Raw genomic sequence first — 14,076 nt, forward strand, 5'->3', positions numbered from 1 at the left:
CCTGTGAAATTCGGTCGGTTGAGGGCTTGCGGACGTTAACGAAAATCGATAACTTAACGATTGTCGTTAATGTTTATCGTCAGTTCAGCATCGAGGAGCGTCATGGGAAGCAGCACCAGCCGACTACAGAGGTCCGGAGCGATCGGGGCCGCAGACGCGGTGGCACTCGTCGGCGTCATGATCGTGGCTGCCCTGCTCGGAGTGGCCATGCTGGCGATCGGCGTCTTCGGCGTCATCCATGCCAGCACCGCGGATGTCGTCACCCTGCCACAGCCCGTCGCCGCCGAGATCGCCGTGGAGCCGAAGTCGGGCACGGCAACCCTGATCGAGGGCATATATCGAATGGCGGATGTCGCGGTCGCCGGGCTCGATGCCGCTCCGCGGGCGCTGCTCGCGGTAAGCCACGGCTTCAGCACGACCATGTATGTCGCCGTGAGCGCCGCGGTCATCGTCCTCTGCATCGGACTGCTGCGCGGCCGCCCCTTCATGCCGGTAATCCGGCGAACCGTGATTGCGACATCCGGCGCCCTCATCATCGGCGGAATGCTCAGCACCGGTCTGCTCGGCTTCGCGACGATGGAGGTCGCGGATGCCCTGAACCGCCCCGAGTTCCCGCTGATGGCGAACCTCGACTTCACCGCGCCGCTGGTCGGCGTTGCGCTGGCGCTGGTGGCGCTCGCGTTCTCCGTCGGCGAGAAGCTGCAGCGCGACACCGACGGGCTGGTCTGATGGGCGCCGGTCGGATGGGTGCCGACCCCGACGAGGAAACCGGCATCCACTGCCGCCTCGACCAGCTGCTCGAAGAGCGCGGGATGACCCTCACCCGGCTCAGCGAGCTCGTGGGGCTGAGCATCGTGAACCTCTCCGTGCTGAAGAACGACCGGGCCAAGGCCATCCGGTTCTCGACGCTGCGCGCGATCTGCGCGGCGCTCGACTGCGAGGTGGGCGACCTGCTGGTGACGACGGGCGAGTGAGCCCGTCGCGTCGGGCTGGCAGCGAGAAGGTGGCGTGACAGCTGTTCAGGATCGTGACAGCGCGGCCGTTTAGGGTTGTGGCTTCCGACCGATGGGAGCACCCCCTATGGCGCAGGACCCCACCCTGCCCGGCTCGAATGACGAGCCGACCAAACCGATCCCCACGCAGGGCGATGCCGGAGCGGCATCCGGACCTGGCTCCGCAGCCGGCGCAGCATCCGGTGCCGACGCTGGCGCGGATCAGGATCAGCCCACCCAGCTCATTCCCGGGCTCGGCGCTGCGGCATCCGGTCCCGTAGCCAACGACGACGCCACTCAGCTGTTCGGCGAGCCACTTCCGGCGCCGGTCGGGGCCGCCGGAGCCCTCGCGCCCCACGTCCCCATCGCGGGCGGGGCAGCACCGTTCGGCGGACTCACGCCCACAGCCCTTCCCGAGCCGGAGCCTGAGGCCAAGAAGCGCCCGCCGCTGCTCTGGATCCTCGGCGGGGTGGCCGTCGCGCTCGCGATCGCGATCGTGCTGCTGCTCGTCCCGCTGCTGAACCCGGAGCCGGCCGTCGCACCGAAGCCGGTGCCGTCGCCCACGCAGTCGGTGACTCCGACGCCCACGCCCACTCCCACTCCCGAGCCGACCGATGAGACGCCCGCGCCTACCGAGGCACCCGAGGAAGAAGCGCCCCCGGCCCCGCAGCCGACACGGGCGCCCGCTCCGGCGCCCCCGCCCGCTCCTGCGCCGTCGCCGTCGCCGTCGCCGACCAACGGGAACGGGAACGGGAACGGGAATGGGAACGGGAACGGGAACGGCAACCCGCAAGAGGAGTCGCCCACGCCCGAGCCGTCGCCCGCACCGACCGAGGAGCCGTCCACGCTTGATGAGCTCGGCGTAGGATCCGAAAGTGACCAATCTTGAGACCGACCCGCAGGAGCAGATCTGCGTAGCTGACCCCACCGGCGGCGCCGCGATCCAGGTGCTCGAACCGCGTGACGTGCCGCTCGGCGGGCCACGCGCGATGACGGTGCGACGCACACTGCCGCAGCGCGGACGGTCGCTGATCGGGGCCTGGTGCTTTGTCGATCACTACGGCCCGGATGCCATCGGCACCCGCGGCATGAACGTTCCGCCGCATCCGCACACGGGCTTGCAGACGGTGAGTTGGCTGTTCGCAGGCGAGATTGAGCACAACGACTCCACCGGCGCGCACGCGATCGTGCGGCCAGGGGAACTCAACCTGATGACGGCTGGCCAGGGCATCCAACACTCCGAGGTGTCGGTACCGGCGGGGGCGGACGGCGCCGCGAGCGGCCGCGTCGGCGACATCCTGCACGGCGCCCAGCTGTGGACCGCACTGCCCGACGCGCACCGGCATCACGCCCCCTTCTTCGAGCGCTACGTTCCGCCGGTGTTCGAGCACGAGGGCGCCCAGGTGCGGGTCTTTCTCGGCAGCCTGCTGGGGCATACCTCTACCGCGACCGCGTTCACCCCGATCGTGGGCGCGCAGCTCGATCTGCCGGCGAATGCCGCGGTGAGCATCCCGGTCGACCCCGGTTTCGAGCACGGCGTGCTGGTGGATGCCGGTCAAGTCACCCTGGATGGGGAGCCGGTGCCGCGGCACTCGATCGGCTACCGGGCACCGGGCGCCGACCGTCTGGTGATCACCGCCGGGGACACCGGCGCACGCGTGCTGCTGATCGGCGGCGAGCCGCTCGGCGAGCAGATCGTGATGTGGTGGAACTTCGTCGGCCGCTCCCATGAGGAGATCGTGGCCTACCGGGCGCAGTGGCAGTCCGAAGTGATCGAGGGGGCGACGGATGACGGTCGCTTCGGCCGCGTGCACGGCTACTCCGGCGGGGCTCCGCTTGCCGCGCCGGTGCTGCCGACAGTGAGGCTGAAGCCGCGCGGCTAGCTGCGCGGACAGGACGCCGCGCGGCGACCGCGTCACCCGGAGGTGAGCAGCGCCCGCAGCGTCTGGATGGTGTCGGCGTCTTCGGGACGCTTGTCGTCGCGGTAGTGCTTGACGCGGGCGAACCGCAGCGCGATGCCGCCCGGGTAACGGCTCGACCGCTGCACGCCGTCGATGGCGATCTCGACCACCGTGGTGGGCGCGACCCAGACCGTGTTCGCGGTGCGCCGCACCTCGATCTGGGGGAAGTACTCGGTCTGCCAGCGCAGCACCTCGTCGGTCAGGCCCTTGAACGTCTTGCCCACCATGACGAAATCGCCCGGTTCGCCGAACTCCCCCGCGGGGTCGAGCGCGCCGAGGTGCAAGTTGGAAAGCCACCCCTCGCGCCGCCCCGATCCCCACTCGCACGCGAGCACCACGAGGTCATAGGTGTGCACGGGCTTCACCTTGATCCAGCTCGACCCTCGTCGGCCCGCCGCATAGGGCGAGCCGATCGCTTTGACGACGACGCCCTCCTGGCCGGCCGCGAGGGCGTCACGCGCCACCCGCTCGGCGACCTCGGCGTCGGCCGTGACCTCGCCGGGGATGCGATGCGCACCGGCGATGCGCTCAAGCTCGGCGAGCCGCATCGAGAGGGGCTCATCGAGCAGGTCGCGCCCGTCGATGTGCAGCACGTCGAAGAACCACGGATGCAGCAGTGTCTCGCGCGCGGCATCCGCACCGAATCGCGACATCGTCTCCTGGAATGGGCGCGGGGCGCCATCCTCGTCGAGCGAGAGCGTTTCGCCGTCGAGGATCACATCGCGCACCGGCAGCCGTCGCACAACCTCCACAACCTCGGGCAGCCGGTGGGTGACGTCGGCGAGATTGCGCGTGAACACTCGCACGTCGTCGCCGAGTCGATGCACCTGGATGCGGGCACCGTCGAGCTTGTATTCGACGGATGCCTCGCCCGTCGTTTCGAGCGCCGCCGACACGCTCGGCGCGGTCGCCGCGAGCATCGGGAGCACCGGGCGTCCGACCACGAGTCCCACCGAATCGAGGTCCGCCTCGCTGCCGGTCAGGGCGATGCGCGCCGTCTCGCCGAGGTCACCCGAGAGCATCGCCGCCCGGCGCACGACGTCGCTCGGACGGTCGGCCGCCCGCGCGATCGCGTCAGTGAGCACGCCCTCGAGCGCGCCGGTGCGCATCTCGCCGAGGAGCACTCCGCCGAGGAACCGCTGCTCGCGCACAGTGGCCCGCGCGGTCAGTTCGCGCAGCTCCCGGGCGCGCTCCCCCGATGACCCGGCGCCTGTTACCGCTGCCAGCCGGTCGAGCGCGGCGTCGACCTCGGGGATGGTGATGCTCGGAGCATCCGTCGGGTCGCCCATGGCGGCGCTGAGTCCGCGCCAGCCGATGCCCACCCGACCCTGTCGCGGCTTGCCGACGAGGTAGCCCACGGCGATCGCGATCTCGTCGGGATCGAGGCGGCCGAGCAGCGCCGCGAGGGCGTCGACCTTCGCCAGCCGCGATCGCGTCGAGGCGACCGCATCGGCAGTGGTCACGAGCTCGTCGAGCAGCACGGGGCAAGTCTGCCACCGGCATCCGTCATGTCTCGCGGTTTTGATCCAGTTTGTCGGGTTTGAGCCAGCGCGCGGTGGCTCAAACGCGAACGCCCGCGCGGTTGAGAAGCGGCGGTTAGGAGGCGGCGCGCTCCGCGTCAAGCTTGGCGCGCTCTTCGGCCTCGATCTGCGAGTACACCTTGCGCTCAACGCCGTCGGCGCGGATCACGGACCGCATCACGAACCAGAAAACCAGCCCGACAATGATCGTCGGGGTGAGGCTCCAGATAGCGGCGGCCCAGAAAGAATCCATACCGGCAGGGTACCTTGTCTGGCTGAGTCAGCCCTTGGCCAGGATGCCGATGACCCCGCTGATCAGTGTGTATGCGCCCACCAGCCCGACCACGCACCACAGGGCGATGCGCGGCAGCGGCGGCCGACGACGACCGGGGGTCGTCACTTGACCAGCGGGAAGAGGATCGTCTCGCGGATGCCGAGACCGGTCAGGGCCATCATCAGGCGGTCGATGCCCATGCCCATTCCGCCCGACGGGGGCATGCCGTACTCGAGCGCGCGCAGGAACTCCTCGTCGAGGCGCATCGCCTCGAGGTCGCCCTGGCTGGCGAGCTTCGCCTGCTCCACGAACCGCTCACGCTGGATCACCGGGTCGACCAGCTCGGAGTATGCGGTAGCCAACTCGAAGCCGCGCACGTACAGGTCCCACTTCTCCACCACGCCGGGCTTGCTGCGGTGGGCGCGCACCAGTGGGCTGGTGTCCACGGGGAAGTCCATCACGAAGGTGGGACGAACCAGGTCGCCCTTCACGTAGTGCTCCCAGAGCTCTTCGACGTACTTGCCGGCGATCGGGTGTGGCACCTCGATGTCGACGGCATCCGCCATCTCCCGCAGCTTTTCGATCGGAGTCTCGGGAGTGACCTCGACACCGGATGCCGCGGACAACGATTCGTACATGGACAACCGGTCCCACTGGCCGCCGAGGTCGTACTCGGTGCCGTCGGCCCAGGTGACCACGTGGGATCCGGCGATGGCGAACGCCGCGTTCTGGATCATCTCCTGGGTGAGGTCGGCCATCTGGTTGTAATCGCCGTAGGCCTGGTATGCCTCGAGCATGGCGAATTCCGGGCTGTGGGTGGAGTCGGCGCCCTCGTTGCGGAAGTTGCGGTTGATCTCGAACACCCGGTCGAGCCCGCCGACGACGGCGCGCTTCAGGAACAGCTCGGGTGCGATGCGCAGGAACAGCTCGGTGTCGAACGCGTTGGAGTGTGTGGTGAACGGGCGAGCCGCGGCGCCGCCGTGCTGCGTCTGCAGCATCGGCGTCTCGATCTCGAGATACTCGTGGTCGGTGAAGGTCTTGCGCAGCGAGGACACGGCGAGCGCCCGGGCCTTGACGGTGGCGCGGGCCTGCTCGCGGGAGATCAGGTCGAGGTAGCGCTGACGCACCCGGGTCTCTTCGCTGAGCTCGGTGTGCAGGTTCGGCAGCGGCAGGATCGCCTTTGCCGCGATCTGCCACTCCTTGACCATGATCGACAGCTCACCGCGGCGACTGGAGATCACCTCGCCGGAGATGAACACATGGTCACCGAGGTCGACGAGTTCCTTCCAGCGGTCGAGCGACTCCTGGCCGACCTCGCCGAAGCTCACCATCGCCTGAATCCGCGAGCCGTCGCCGGCCTGCAGTGCGGCGAAGCAGAGCTTGCCGGTGTTGCGGGAGTGCACGACGCGGCCGGCGAGCCCGACCGTGACGCCGGTCGTGGCATCCGCTTCCAGCTCGCCGTATTCGGCGCGGACCTGCGGGATCGTGGTCGTGATCGGCACGCCGACGGGGTATGCGTCACCCTCGGTGATCAGCCGCTCGCGCTTGGCGAGCCGCACGGCCTTCTGTTCCGAAACCTCTGCCTCGGTCAGTTCTGCCTGCTCGGTCTCGCTCATCTGCGCTCCTGTGGTGCCGTGTGCCAACCTGTCAATGGTAGTTGGTCGTGGCTGGGCGGATCCGGCCGAGGAACCGCAACAGCTCGTGGGCAACGCGATCCGGGTCATCCCAGAGCACGATATGCCCCGCACCGTCGACAATCACGAGCTCGCCGCTGAGGTCACGACGCAGCGCTTCCGCGTCCCTCGGGTCGAGGAACGCGTCATCCGCTCCGTGCAGCACCAACGTCGGCGGCGGATGTCGCGGCGGCGCGGGCGGTGGCGCGGACGTCAAACCGGCAAACGTCTGCTTCCACACGCGGGCGGGGGTGGCCCGCGCATCGCGGGCTACCGCGTCGCGGACCGCTGCCGGCAGTGACGGCGGTGCGGGAAACTCGTCGAGGATCGGCGCGAGCGCGTCAGGCGAGATCGGATCCTGCAGCTGCTCGAGCGCATCGAGGAACGCCGGCCGCCGTCCGTGCAGAGAGTACGGCGAGCCGATCAGCACCAGCCCGGCGACGCGCTCCAGATGCGCTGCCGCCACCGCGCGTGTGACAAGGCCGGCGCTGGAATGCCCGACGAGGACCGCGCGTAAGGGGCCGAGCGCCGGCGCGGCCCCTACCGCCTTCACGTCGCGAACCGGGTCGACGGCTTCGATCGCGTCGAGGAAGAGGACGACATCCTCGGCAAAGTCGGCGACGGTGTACCCGTGTGCGGGCGCGTCGGCGCCTCCGTGGCCGCGACCAGCGGGAACCAGCACATGGACGGCGGGCGGAAGACGGTCGAGCAGCGGCCGCCAGAACTCGGGCGAGTCGCCCCAGGCGTGCAGCAGGAGCACCGGTGGAGCCCTCCCGCGGTCACCTTGTTCCAGGTAGGGGATCCGTAAGCCGTTGCCGAGGCGGACGACGAGCTGCCCAGTCATGGCGAGCTCTAGACGTCGGTTCCGAACGCCCGCTTCGTCAAGGTCTGCACGTCGCGGTCGAGGTTGTCGAGTCGTTTGTCGATCGAGTCGACCTTGATGTCGATCGCGGCGAACATGCCGTTGACATCGGCGCGCAAGCCTTCGAACTTCGCATCCATCTCATCGAACCGCGCGCCCATGACACCGCGGAGCCCATCGATCGAGGCGTTCACCTGACGCAACGACGCCCGCAGCGTGTTGTTGAATGACGTCGTCACGACCCCGAGCACGCCAATGATCGCTGCGGCGAACACGCCGATCAGCACCCAGACCTGTGGTTCGGACGTGATGCCCACCCTTCATTGTCTGGCACGATCTGCCATCAGGATAGGGGTGGGGTACGACACCGCGAGCGGCGCGCAGCCTGCTCAGCATGCGTGGCCGTGACGACACCGGCACAACGGCTCAGCCCGCGAGCACCAGCCGCGTGTTGTCGATGAGGCGGGTGGAGCCGACCCTGGCTGCGATGATCGCCATCGCCGGGCCGGTGTGCGCAGGGTCCACCGGCAGGAACGTGGCGGGGTTCACCAGCGCGACATAGTCCAGCGCGACATCCGGGGCCGCGTTGATCACAGCGTGGGCGGCGCCGAGCGCGGCATCGCGACCCGCGGTACCGGATGCCGCGGCCGCAGCGAGCGCGCGGGACAGCGTCAACGCGGCCTCGCGCTCCGGCTCGGAGAGGAACCGGTTGCGACTGGAGAGCGCCAGGCCGTCCTCGGCGCGAACCGTGTCGACCACCTCGATCTGCACCGGCAGGTTGAGGTCGGCCGCCATGCGCGAGACCAGGAACACCTGTTGGGCGTCCTTCTGACCGAACAGCACGAACCTCGGCTGCACGATGTGCAGTAGCTTGCTGACCACGGTGAGCATGCCGTCGAAGTGTCCCGGCCGGGTCGCCCCGTCGAACAGGTCGCCGACCTCGCCCGCGGTGACGCGGGTCTGCACATCCCCGTTCGGGTACATCTCGGTCGCGGTGGGGGCGAACACATAGTGCACCCCGCGTGCCTCGAGCGCGGCGACATCCGCGTCCAGGGTGCGTGGGTATTTCGCGAGGTCCTCGGTGGGGCCGAACTGCAACGGGTTCACGAAGATTGACACCACCACGGTGTCGGCCAGTTCGAGCGCGCGGTCGACCAGCGCGAGGTGCCCCTCGTGCAGCGCGCCCATGGTGGGCACGAAGGCGACGGTGCGCCCGACGAGCTCGGCCCGCAGCGGCTCGATGGCCTGGATGACACGGGTCACAGTTCGTCCTCTGGATGTCGGATGGTTGCCGCGCCGAGCGCGTTGTCGACGGCGCTGCGCACCAGCGGGCCGAGCACGGCGCCCGGTGATTCGACGCCAATCTCGGTCAGGATGCCGATCGCCTGCCCGACGATCGCGGCCGAGAAACTGGTGGCGGTCTCGATGGCCTCGGCATAGGCCGGGCGGTCCGCCTCGGCGACGAGCACCGGTTCCGCGCCCATCTCCACGACGAGCGCCTGCCCGATCGGCTGCACCGGCGCCGGGGCGGTGACTGCGCACCAGGCCTCGTGTAGCCGCGACAGGTCGATGCTGGTGCCGGTGAACGCCATTGCCGGGTGCACGGCGAGCGGGATGACACCGGCCGCGATGGCGGGCGCGAGCACGCCGACCCCATAGCCGGGCGCCGTGTGCATCACGATCTGCCCCGGCACCCAGGCTCCGGTGGCGGCGAGTCCGCTCACCAGGCCCTCCAGTTCGGAGTCGGGCACCGCGAGGATCACCAGCTCGCTGCGTTCGATCACCTCGGGCACGGTGAGGATGGGCACGTTCGGCAGGATCGCCTCGGCCCGTTCCCGGCTGGCGGCGGAGACCGCGGAGATCCCGGTCAGGGCGTGCCCGGCGCCGGCCAGGGCGGCACCGAGGATCGGCCCGACGTGTCCGGCGCCGATGATGCCGACGCCGAGTCGGGCGGCACGTTCGGTCATGCGGTCGCCTCGCCGGCCCGCCAGCGGTGCGTGGTGTCACGCAGGGCCGAGGCGACGGCGGCATCCGCCGTCTCAGCGAATAAGCGGATGCCGGTGGCCTTGTCGATCGCGCCAAGCGTCGGGGTGATCGGCCCTGCCACGGTGTGCAACTGCACGGCGGCAAGCCCCAGCCAGCGCAGCAGCGGCCCCTGCCGCAATGCCACGCTCTGAATGCGGGGCTGCGGCACGATGACCATCTCGCGCCAGATGGCGCCCTTGCGCAGCAGCACGGCGCCCGGCACCAGGGCGAAGCCGTTGCGGCGCCAACTGAACCAGCGCAGCACGGCGGCCCGCTTCGGCGAGTTCACGAAGCCGTCGTCGCCGCCCTTCGAGCTGAGTCCGGTGATGATCAGCTCGCGCTGCTCAATATCGGGCAGCAGCAGTTCCAGCACCTTGGCCACGTCGTCGACGCTGCCCACCGGCAGGATGGTGGTGTTCTCCTGGCCGGCGGCGCCGGATGTGGAGGAGCGCGACGCCCGGTTCACCTTGATCTGCCACCAGCCGAGGCCGCGCCAGAGCAGCGACTGGCTCACCTGCACCGAGTGGATGCGCCCGGGCGGCAGGGTTTCGTTGCTCGTGGTGAGCAGCCCGAAGCCCACGCGCACCCCGTCGGGGGTTCCCGCGATCGAGTAACGCAGCGACTTGGTGAACCGCGAGATCAGGAAGCTGCCGATACCGATGACGGCCGGCACGATACCGAATGCCGAGAAGAACACGCCAGACCAGACGGCGCCGACGACGGAGCCGATGATCAGCACGGCCAGCCACATCGCGGGCTCGCTGAGCGCAAGCGATCCGGCGAGGCGCCCGACGCTGAGCTTCACCACCGACTCCGGGGGTGCCGCGTTCGGGTCGAGCTCGGGGGCGAGCAGTTCGTGCACCCGCTGGTCGATGAGCCCGCCGGTCGCCGCGGGCGCGGCGGCAGCCTCGGCCCGGTGGGTGCCGGAGGCGAGCAGCAGGATGTCGCGGCGCAGGGCGTCGGCCTGGGCGCTGCGCAGGTAGGCCAGCTGCACGTTGGCGTCTTGCCCGGCCTGGTTCACCTCGAGCTTGGCAGCGCCGAACAGCCGGGCGAAGAACGGGCGCACGATGTTGATGCCCTGAATCCGGTCGAGTCGCGCCTTGCGGTTGGTGCGGAAGATGATGCCGCTGCGCACCTCGACGACCTCTTCGGTGATGCGGTAGCTGCTCATCCGCCAGCTCAAATAGAACCCGACGACGAGCAGCGCCAGCACCACGGCCACGGCCAGCAACGCGAGCGGCAGGTAGCCCTCCGCGAGCAGCCAGTCGATCGGGTCGCCCTCCGGACTGCCGGCGCCGATGAACAGGTCGATCAGGCGTTCGCGCAGGTTCGCCAGCACGATGCCGAGGATCGCGATCAGCGCGATCCCGCCCTTCAGCAGCGGCGTTGCCGGGTGCAGCCGGTGCCAGTCGCCCTCGGCAAGTCCGGTGGAGGGAATGATCGGGGACGCGGGCACCGGTGTCGGGTCGACCCGGTTCTCGCTCATAGTCCGGCCCTGCGGCTCTCGGCCAGCGACACCAGCTGGTCGCGCAGCGCTTCCGCGTCGGCCAGGGGCAGCCCCGGCAGGGTCACGCCGGTGGCTGCCGCGGCGGTGACGAACTTCAGTTCGGCCAGGTCGAGGGCGCGCATCAGCGGTCCCCGATTGATGTCGACCAGCTGCATCCGCCCGTATGGCACGGCGACGAACCGCTGGAACATGATGCCGCGACGGTAGAGCAGGTCGTCCTGCCGCAACTGGTAACCGATCGCGCGCACCCGGCGCGGGGTGAGCACGATGGTGATCAGGAAGATGATCGCGAGGGACGCCGGGATGGCCCAGAGCAGCGCGATCTCGGTGAAGTATGCCGGCAGTGACACGGCCGCGACGGCGATGACGCCGAACACGATGTAGCCGACGACATCCACGATGATGTACTTCGGTGACACTCGCCGCCAGGACTGGTCGACGAACTCGAGGTTGGCGGCGTCGGCGTGGCTCACGGAGTCCTTCTAGATCGTTGTCGTGACAGGCCCCTTGGTCGGCCCCTCATCGTCGGGTGGGATCGTGCACATCCGCTCGGCGATCAGGCCGGCGGCGAGCAAAATGGCCGCCCCCACAATCGTGGCGGCCGCCATCAGGATCGAGCCTACCCCCGGCACCACGCTGCGGCTGAGCAGGTAGAGCAGAATCCCGGCGCCGCCTCCGGCCAGCAATGCTCCGGTCAGGCTCGACGCCTTGGCGAGCACCACCACCCGGGTGGCGTAGAACGGGTCGACGCGGGCGTACTCCCCGGTGCGCACGGCCTTGTACACCGGCCGGGCGAGCAGCAGCACGATCACCCCGATGGCGGTGAGCGCCACCGGCAGGGTGAACGGCGGAACCACGATAGGGCGTCCGGCCGAGGCCAGCGCGGCGTCGAGGAACCAGCCGCCGACCAACCCGATCACGGCGAGCAGGACCAGCGATCCCAGCGTGGTGCGCTTCACTCGGTCCCCCTCAGCCCCTCCAGCAGTTGCCGTACCGGCCCGAGACCGGGGATGGCGGCATCCGGATCAATCTCCAGCCATGGCGCAAGCACGAACTCGCGTTCATGCGCCCTCGGGTGCGGCAGCGTCAGGTACTCCGTCTGCTGCTGCACGTCGCCAAAGCTCACGATATCGAGGTCGAGGGTGCGATCGCCCCATCGTTCCGTACGCACCCGGCCGTGTCGCTGTTCGATCTCCCGCAGCCGGTCGAGCAGGGCTTCCGGCGATAGCTCGGTGCGGACGATCACCACGCCATTCAGATAGGCGGGCGCCGCCTCGTCGATGCCGTCCAGTTTTAGCGCGGCGGTTTCGATGAACGCGGATGTCGCGGTGAGCTGCACCCCGTCAAGTTCGGCGATGTCGCGCACGGCGGCCAGCACCGTGGCCTGCCGGTCGCCGAGGTTGGCGCCGACCGCGATCACGGCGCTGGTGGTCTGGCGAGCGTCCGGGCTCTTGCGCGCGTCGGCGCTCATGCGCGCGTCCGGGTGATCGTGACCGAGACGTCGGTGAACGGGACGCTGATCGGCGCCTGCGGTTTGTGCACCGTGACGGTAGTCGAGAGCACGGCGGGCTTCGCGAGGGCGACCTCGGCCACCCGTTCCGCCACGGTCTCGATCAGGTCGACAGGGTCGCGCTGCACCGCCGCGACCACCGCGTCTGCGAGCTCGCCGTAGTGCACGGTGCGGTCCAGGTCGTCGGATGCCGCGGCGGCGCGCAGGTCGAGTTCCACCATCACGTCGATGATGAAGTCCTGGCCGTCGCGGCGCTCGAAGTCGTACACGCCGTGGTGGGCCCGGGCGACCAGCCCGGTGAGCGTGATGCGGTCGGGCCCAGCCGCGCTCATCGTTCGGCTCCCGCCGCCCAGGCGTTCGCCACCTCGAGGGCGTTGCGGGTGGCGGTCACGTTGTGCACCCGCACCCCCCAGGCGCCGGCCCGCGCAGAGAGGGCGCTGATCACGGCGGTGGCGTTGTCCTTGTCGCCGCCGATGTCGGTGAGGAACCGCTTGCGGCTGGCGCCGATCAGGATCGGCCGCCCGAGCGACGCGATCTCGTCGTAGCGGCCGAGCAGCTGCCAGTTGTGCTCGGTCTTCTTCGAGAAGCCGAGCCCCGGATCCAGGATCACCCGCTGCGGGTCTATGCCCCAGACGATCATCTCGGCCAGCCGCTGGCTCAGTTCGGCGCGCACCTCGGTGACGACGTCGGCGTACTGGGCGAGCGTGTCGCGCGCGGTGGAGTCACCCTGACCGAGCAGCCCGCGCCAGTGCATGGCGATGTAGGTGGCCTTGTTGGCGGCCATCACCCGGTACATGTCGGGATCGGCGAGGCCGCCCGAGACGTCGTTGACGAACTCGGCCCCGGCCGCGACCGTTTCGGCCGCGGTCTCGGAGTTCATGGTGTCGACGCTGACCCGGATGCCGTGGTGCACGAGCTCGGTGACCACCGGCATCACCCGGGCGAGCTCGTCGCGAACCGGCACCCGGTCGGCGCCGGGCCGGGTGGATTCGCCTCCGACGTCGATGATGTCGGCGCCCTGCTCCGCCAGTTCCAGGGCGTGGGTGATCGCGGCATCCGTGTCGAAGAACTGGCCGCCGTCGCTGAACGAGTTCGGTGTGACGTTGACGATGCCCATGATCAGCGTGCGATGCGGCCGGGGCCGCGCCGGGCGGTGCCGCTTCTCACTCACCGGCTGCCCCGATCAGCGCCATGATCTCGGCGCGGGCGGCCGGCTCGCGCAGCTCGCCGCGGCTCGCCATGGTCACGGTCGAGCTTCCGGTTTGGCGGGTGCCGCGGGCCGAGACGCAGCTGTGCACGGCGTCGAGGACGACCAGCACACCGCGCGGGGCGAGACCGGTCTGCAGGGCGTCGGCGATCTCCTCGGTCAGCCGCTCCTGCAGTTGTGGCCGGGAGCTCAGCGTGTCGACCACGCGGGGCAGCCTGCCGAGTCCGACGATGCGGTCGCCGGGCAGGTAGGCCAGGTGGGCCACCCCGATGAACGGGAGCAGGTGGTGCTCACAGATCGAGCGGAACTGGATGTCGCGCACGAGCACCAGCTCGCTGGTGTCGGCGTCGACGCCGACGGTCTCGGTTAGGTGCACCTGCGGGTCGACGGCGAGGCCGGCGAAGAACTCGGCGTACGCCTGCGCGAAACGCTGCGGCGTCTCGGACAGTCCGGCGCGAGCGGGGTCTTCCCCGATCGCGGCCAGCAGTTCCCGGACGGCCGCCTCAATTCGCGCGATGTCGATCGAAGCGGAATTGCCCACGATC

At 69.7% G+C, this 14,076-nt stretch carries 18 protein-coding genes; 4 read left to right on the forward strand and 14 right to left on the reverse strand.

Going from position 1 to position 14,076, the window contains the following annotated elements; translation table 11 throughout:
• Positions 1-102 precede the first annotated feature (102 nt).
• From HCT51_RS16330 to HCT51_RS16345, 4 genes are all read left to right on the forward strand, one after another.
• A complete protein-coding gene (locus HCT51_RS16330; protein ID WP_166874932.1) occupies positions 103-729 on the forward strand; it encodes a hypothetical protein in 627 nt (208 codons plus the stop codon).
• A 14-nt stretch (positions 730-743) separates the two neighbouring features.
• Positions 744-974 (forward strand): helix-turn-helix domain-containing protein, encoded by a 231-nt coding sequence (locus HCT51_RS16335; RefSeq protein WP_166875783.1) that lies wholly within the window; start codon positions 744-746, stop codon positions 972-974.
• A 106-nt stretch (positions 975-1,080) separates the two neighbouring features.
• On the forward strand, positions 1,081-1,881 hold the full coding sequence (locus HCT51_RS16340; RefSeq protein ID WP_166874929.1) for a hypothetical protein: 801 nt from the start codon (positions 1,081-1,083) through the stop codon (positions 1,879-1,881).
• Positions 1,868-2,875, forward strand: coding sequence for a pirin family protein (locus HCT51_RS16345; protein WP_166874926.1), 1,008 nt, complete (start codon positions 1,868-1,870; stop codon positions 2,873-2,875). The genes HCT51_RS16340 and HCT51_RS16345 overlap by 14 nt, the downstream gene beginning before the upstream one ends.
• 32 nt (positions 2,876-2,907) lie before the next feature.
• Here the strand turns inward: HCT51_RS16345 and HCT51_RS16350 are convergent, their stop codons facing one another.
• The 14 genes from HCT51_RS16350 to folE form a co-directional block, all read right to left on the reverse strand.
• Positions 2,908-4,434, reverse strand: coding sequence for an ATP-dependent DNA ligase (locus HCT51_RS16350; RefSeq protein WP_166874922.1), 1,527 nt, complete (start codon positions 4,432-4,434; stop codon positions 2,908-2,910).
• Between the two features lie 115 nt (positions 4,435-4,549).
• Complete coding sequence (locus HCT51_RS16355; protein ID WP_166874919.1) at positions 4,550-4,726, reverse strand: hypothetical protein; 177 nt, start codon at positions 4,724-4,726, stop codon at positions 4,550-4,552.
• A gap of 143 nt (positions 4,727-4,869) precedes the next feature.
• Positions 4,870-6,363 carry a lysine--tRNA ligase gene (gene lysS / locus HCT51_RS16360; protein WP_166874915.1) on the reverse strand — a complete coding sequence of 498 codons (1,494 nt, stop codon included), beginning with the start codon at positions 6,361-6,363 and terminating at the stop codon, positions 4,870-4,872.
• Between the two features lie 31 nt (positions 6,364-6,394).
• Positions 6,395-7,264 (reverse strand): alpha/beta fold hydrolase, encoded by an 870-nt coding sequence (locus HCT51_RS16365; RefSeq protein WP_166874912.1) that lies wholly within the window; start codon positions 7,262-7,264, stop codon positions 6,395-6,397.
• An 8-nt stretch (positions 7,265-7,272) separates the two neighbouring features.
• Positions 7,273-7,599 (reverse strand): hypothetical protein, encoded by a 327-nt coding sequence (locus tag HCT51_RS16370; RefSeq protein WP_166874909.1) that lies wholly within the window; start codon positions 7,597-7,599, stop codon positions 7,273-7,275.
• 109 nt (positions 7,600-7,708) lie between these two features.
• The gene (gene panC / locus HCT51_RS16375; RefSeq protein ID WP_166874906.1) at positions 7,709-8,545 is read right to left on the reverse strand and encodes a pantoate--beta-alanine ligase; all 837 of its coding nucleotides are present in this window, start codon (positions 8,543-8,545) and stop codon (positions 7,709-7,711) included.
• Positions 8,542-9,249, reverse strand: a complete 708-nt coding sequence (locus tag HCT51_RS16380) for a Rossmann-like and DUF2520 domain-containing protein (protein ID WP_166874903.1) — start codon at positions 9,247-9,249, stop codon at positions 8,542-8,544. Before HCT51_RS16380 ends, panC begins: the two co-directional genes overlap by 4 nt.
• Positions 9,246-10,793, reverse strand: coding sequence for a PH domain-containing protein (locus tag HCT51_RS16385; RefSeq protein ID WP_166874900.1), 1,548 nt, complete (start codon positions 10,791-10,793; stop codon positions 9,246-9,248). Before HCT51_RS16385 ends, HCT51_RS16380 begins: the two co-directional genes overlap by 4 nt.
• Positions 10,790-11,287, reverse strand: coding sequence for a PH domain-containing protein (locus tag HCT51_RS16390; protein WP_166874897.1), 498 nt, complete (start codon positions 11,285-11,287; stop codon positions 10,790-10,792). The genes HCT51_RS16385 and HCT51_RS16390 overlap by 4 nt, the downstream gene beginning before the upstream one ends.
• Before the next feature lie 9 nt (positions 11,288-11,296).
• Complete coding sequence (locus tag HCT51_RS16395) at positions 11,297-11,773, reverse strand: DUF3180 domain-containing protein (protein WP_166874894.1); 477 nt, start codon at positions 11,771-11,773, stop codon at positions 11,297-11,299.
• On the reverse strand, positions 11,770-12,285 hold the full coding sequence (folK, locus tag HCT51_RS16400; protein WP_166874890.1) for a 2-amino-4-hydroxy-6-hydroxymethyldihydropteridine diphosphokinase: 516 nt from the start codon (positions 12,283-12,285) through the stop codon (positions 11,770-11,772). Before folK ends, HCT51_RS16395 begins: the two co-directional genes overlap by 4 nt.
• Entirely contained in the window at positions 12,282-12,656 is a 375-nt protein-coding gene (gene folB / locus HCT51_RS16405; protein WP_166874886.1) for a dihydroneopterin aldolase, read from the reverse strand. Before folB ends, folK begins: the two co-directional genes overlap by 4 nt.
• Positions 12,653-13,495 (reverse strand): dihydropteroate synthase, encoded by an 843-nt coding sequence (gene folP, locus HCT51_RS16410; protein ID WP_224760546.1) that lies wholly within the window; start codon positions 13,493-13,495, stop codon positions 12,653-12,655. The genes folB and folP overlap by 4 nt, the downstream gene beginning before the upstream one ends.
• Positions 13,488-14,072: a GTP cyclohydrolase I FolE gene (gene folE, locus HCT51_RS16415; protein WP_166874883.1), complete on the reverse strand. Its 585-nt coding sequence runs from the start codon at positions 14,070-14,072 to the stop codon at positions 13,488-13,490. Before folE ends, folP begins: the two co-directional genes overlap by 8 nt.
• Positions 14,073-14,076 lie beyond the last annotated feature (4 nt).

The organism is Salinibacterium sp. ZJ450, from assembly GCF_011751885.2.
GTDB lineage: Bacteria > Actinomycetota > Actinomycetes > Actinomycetales > Microbacteriaceae > Ruicaihuangia.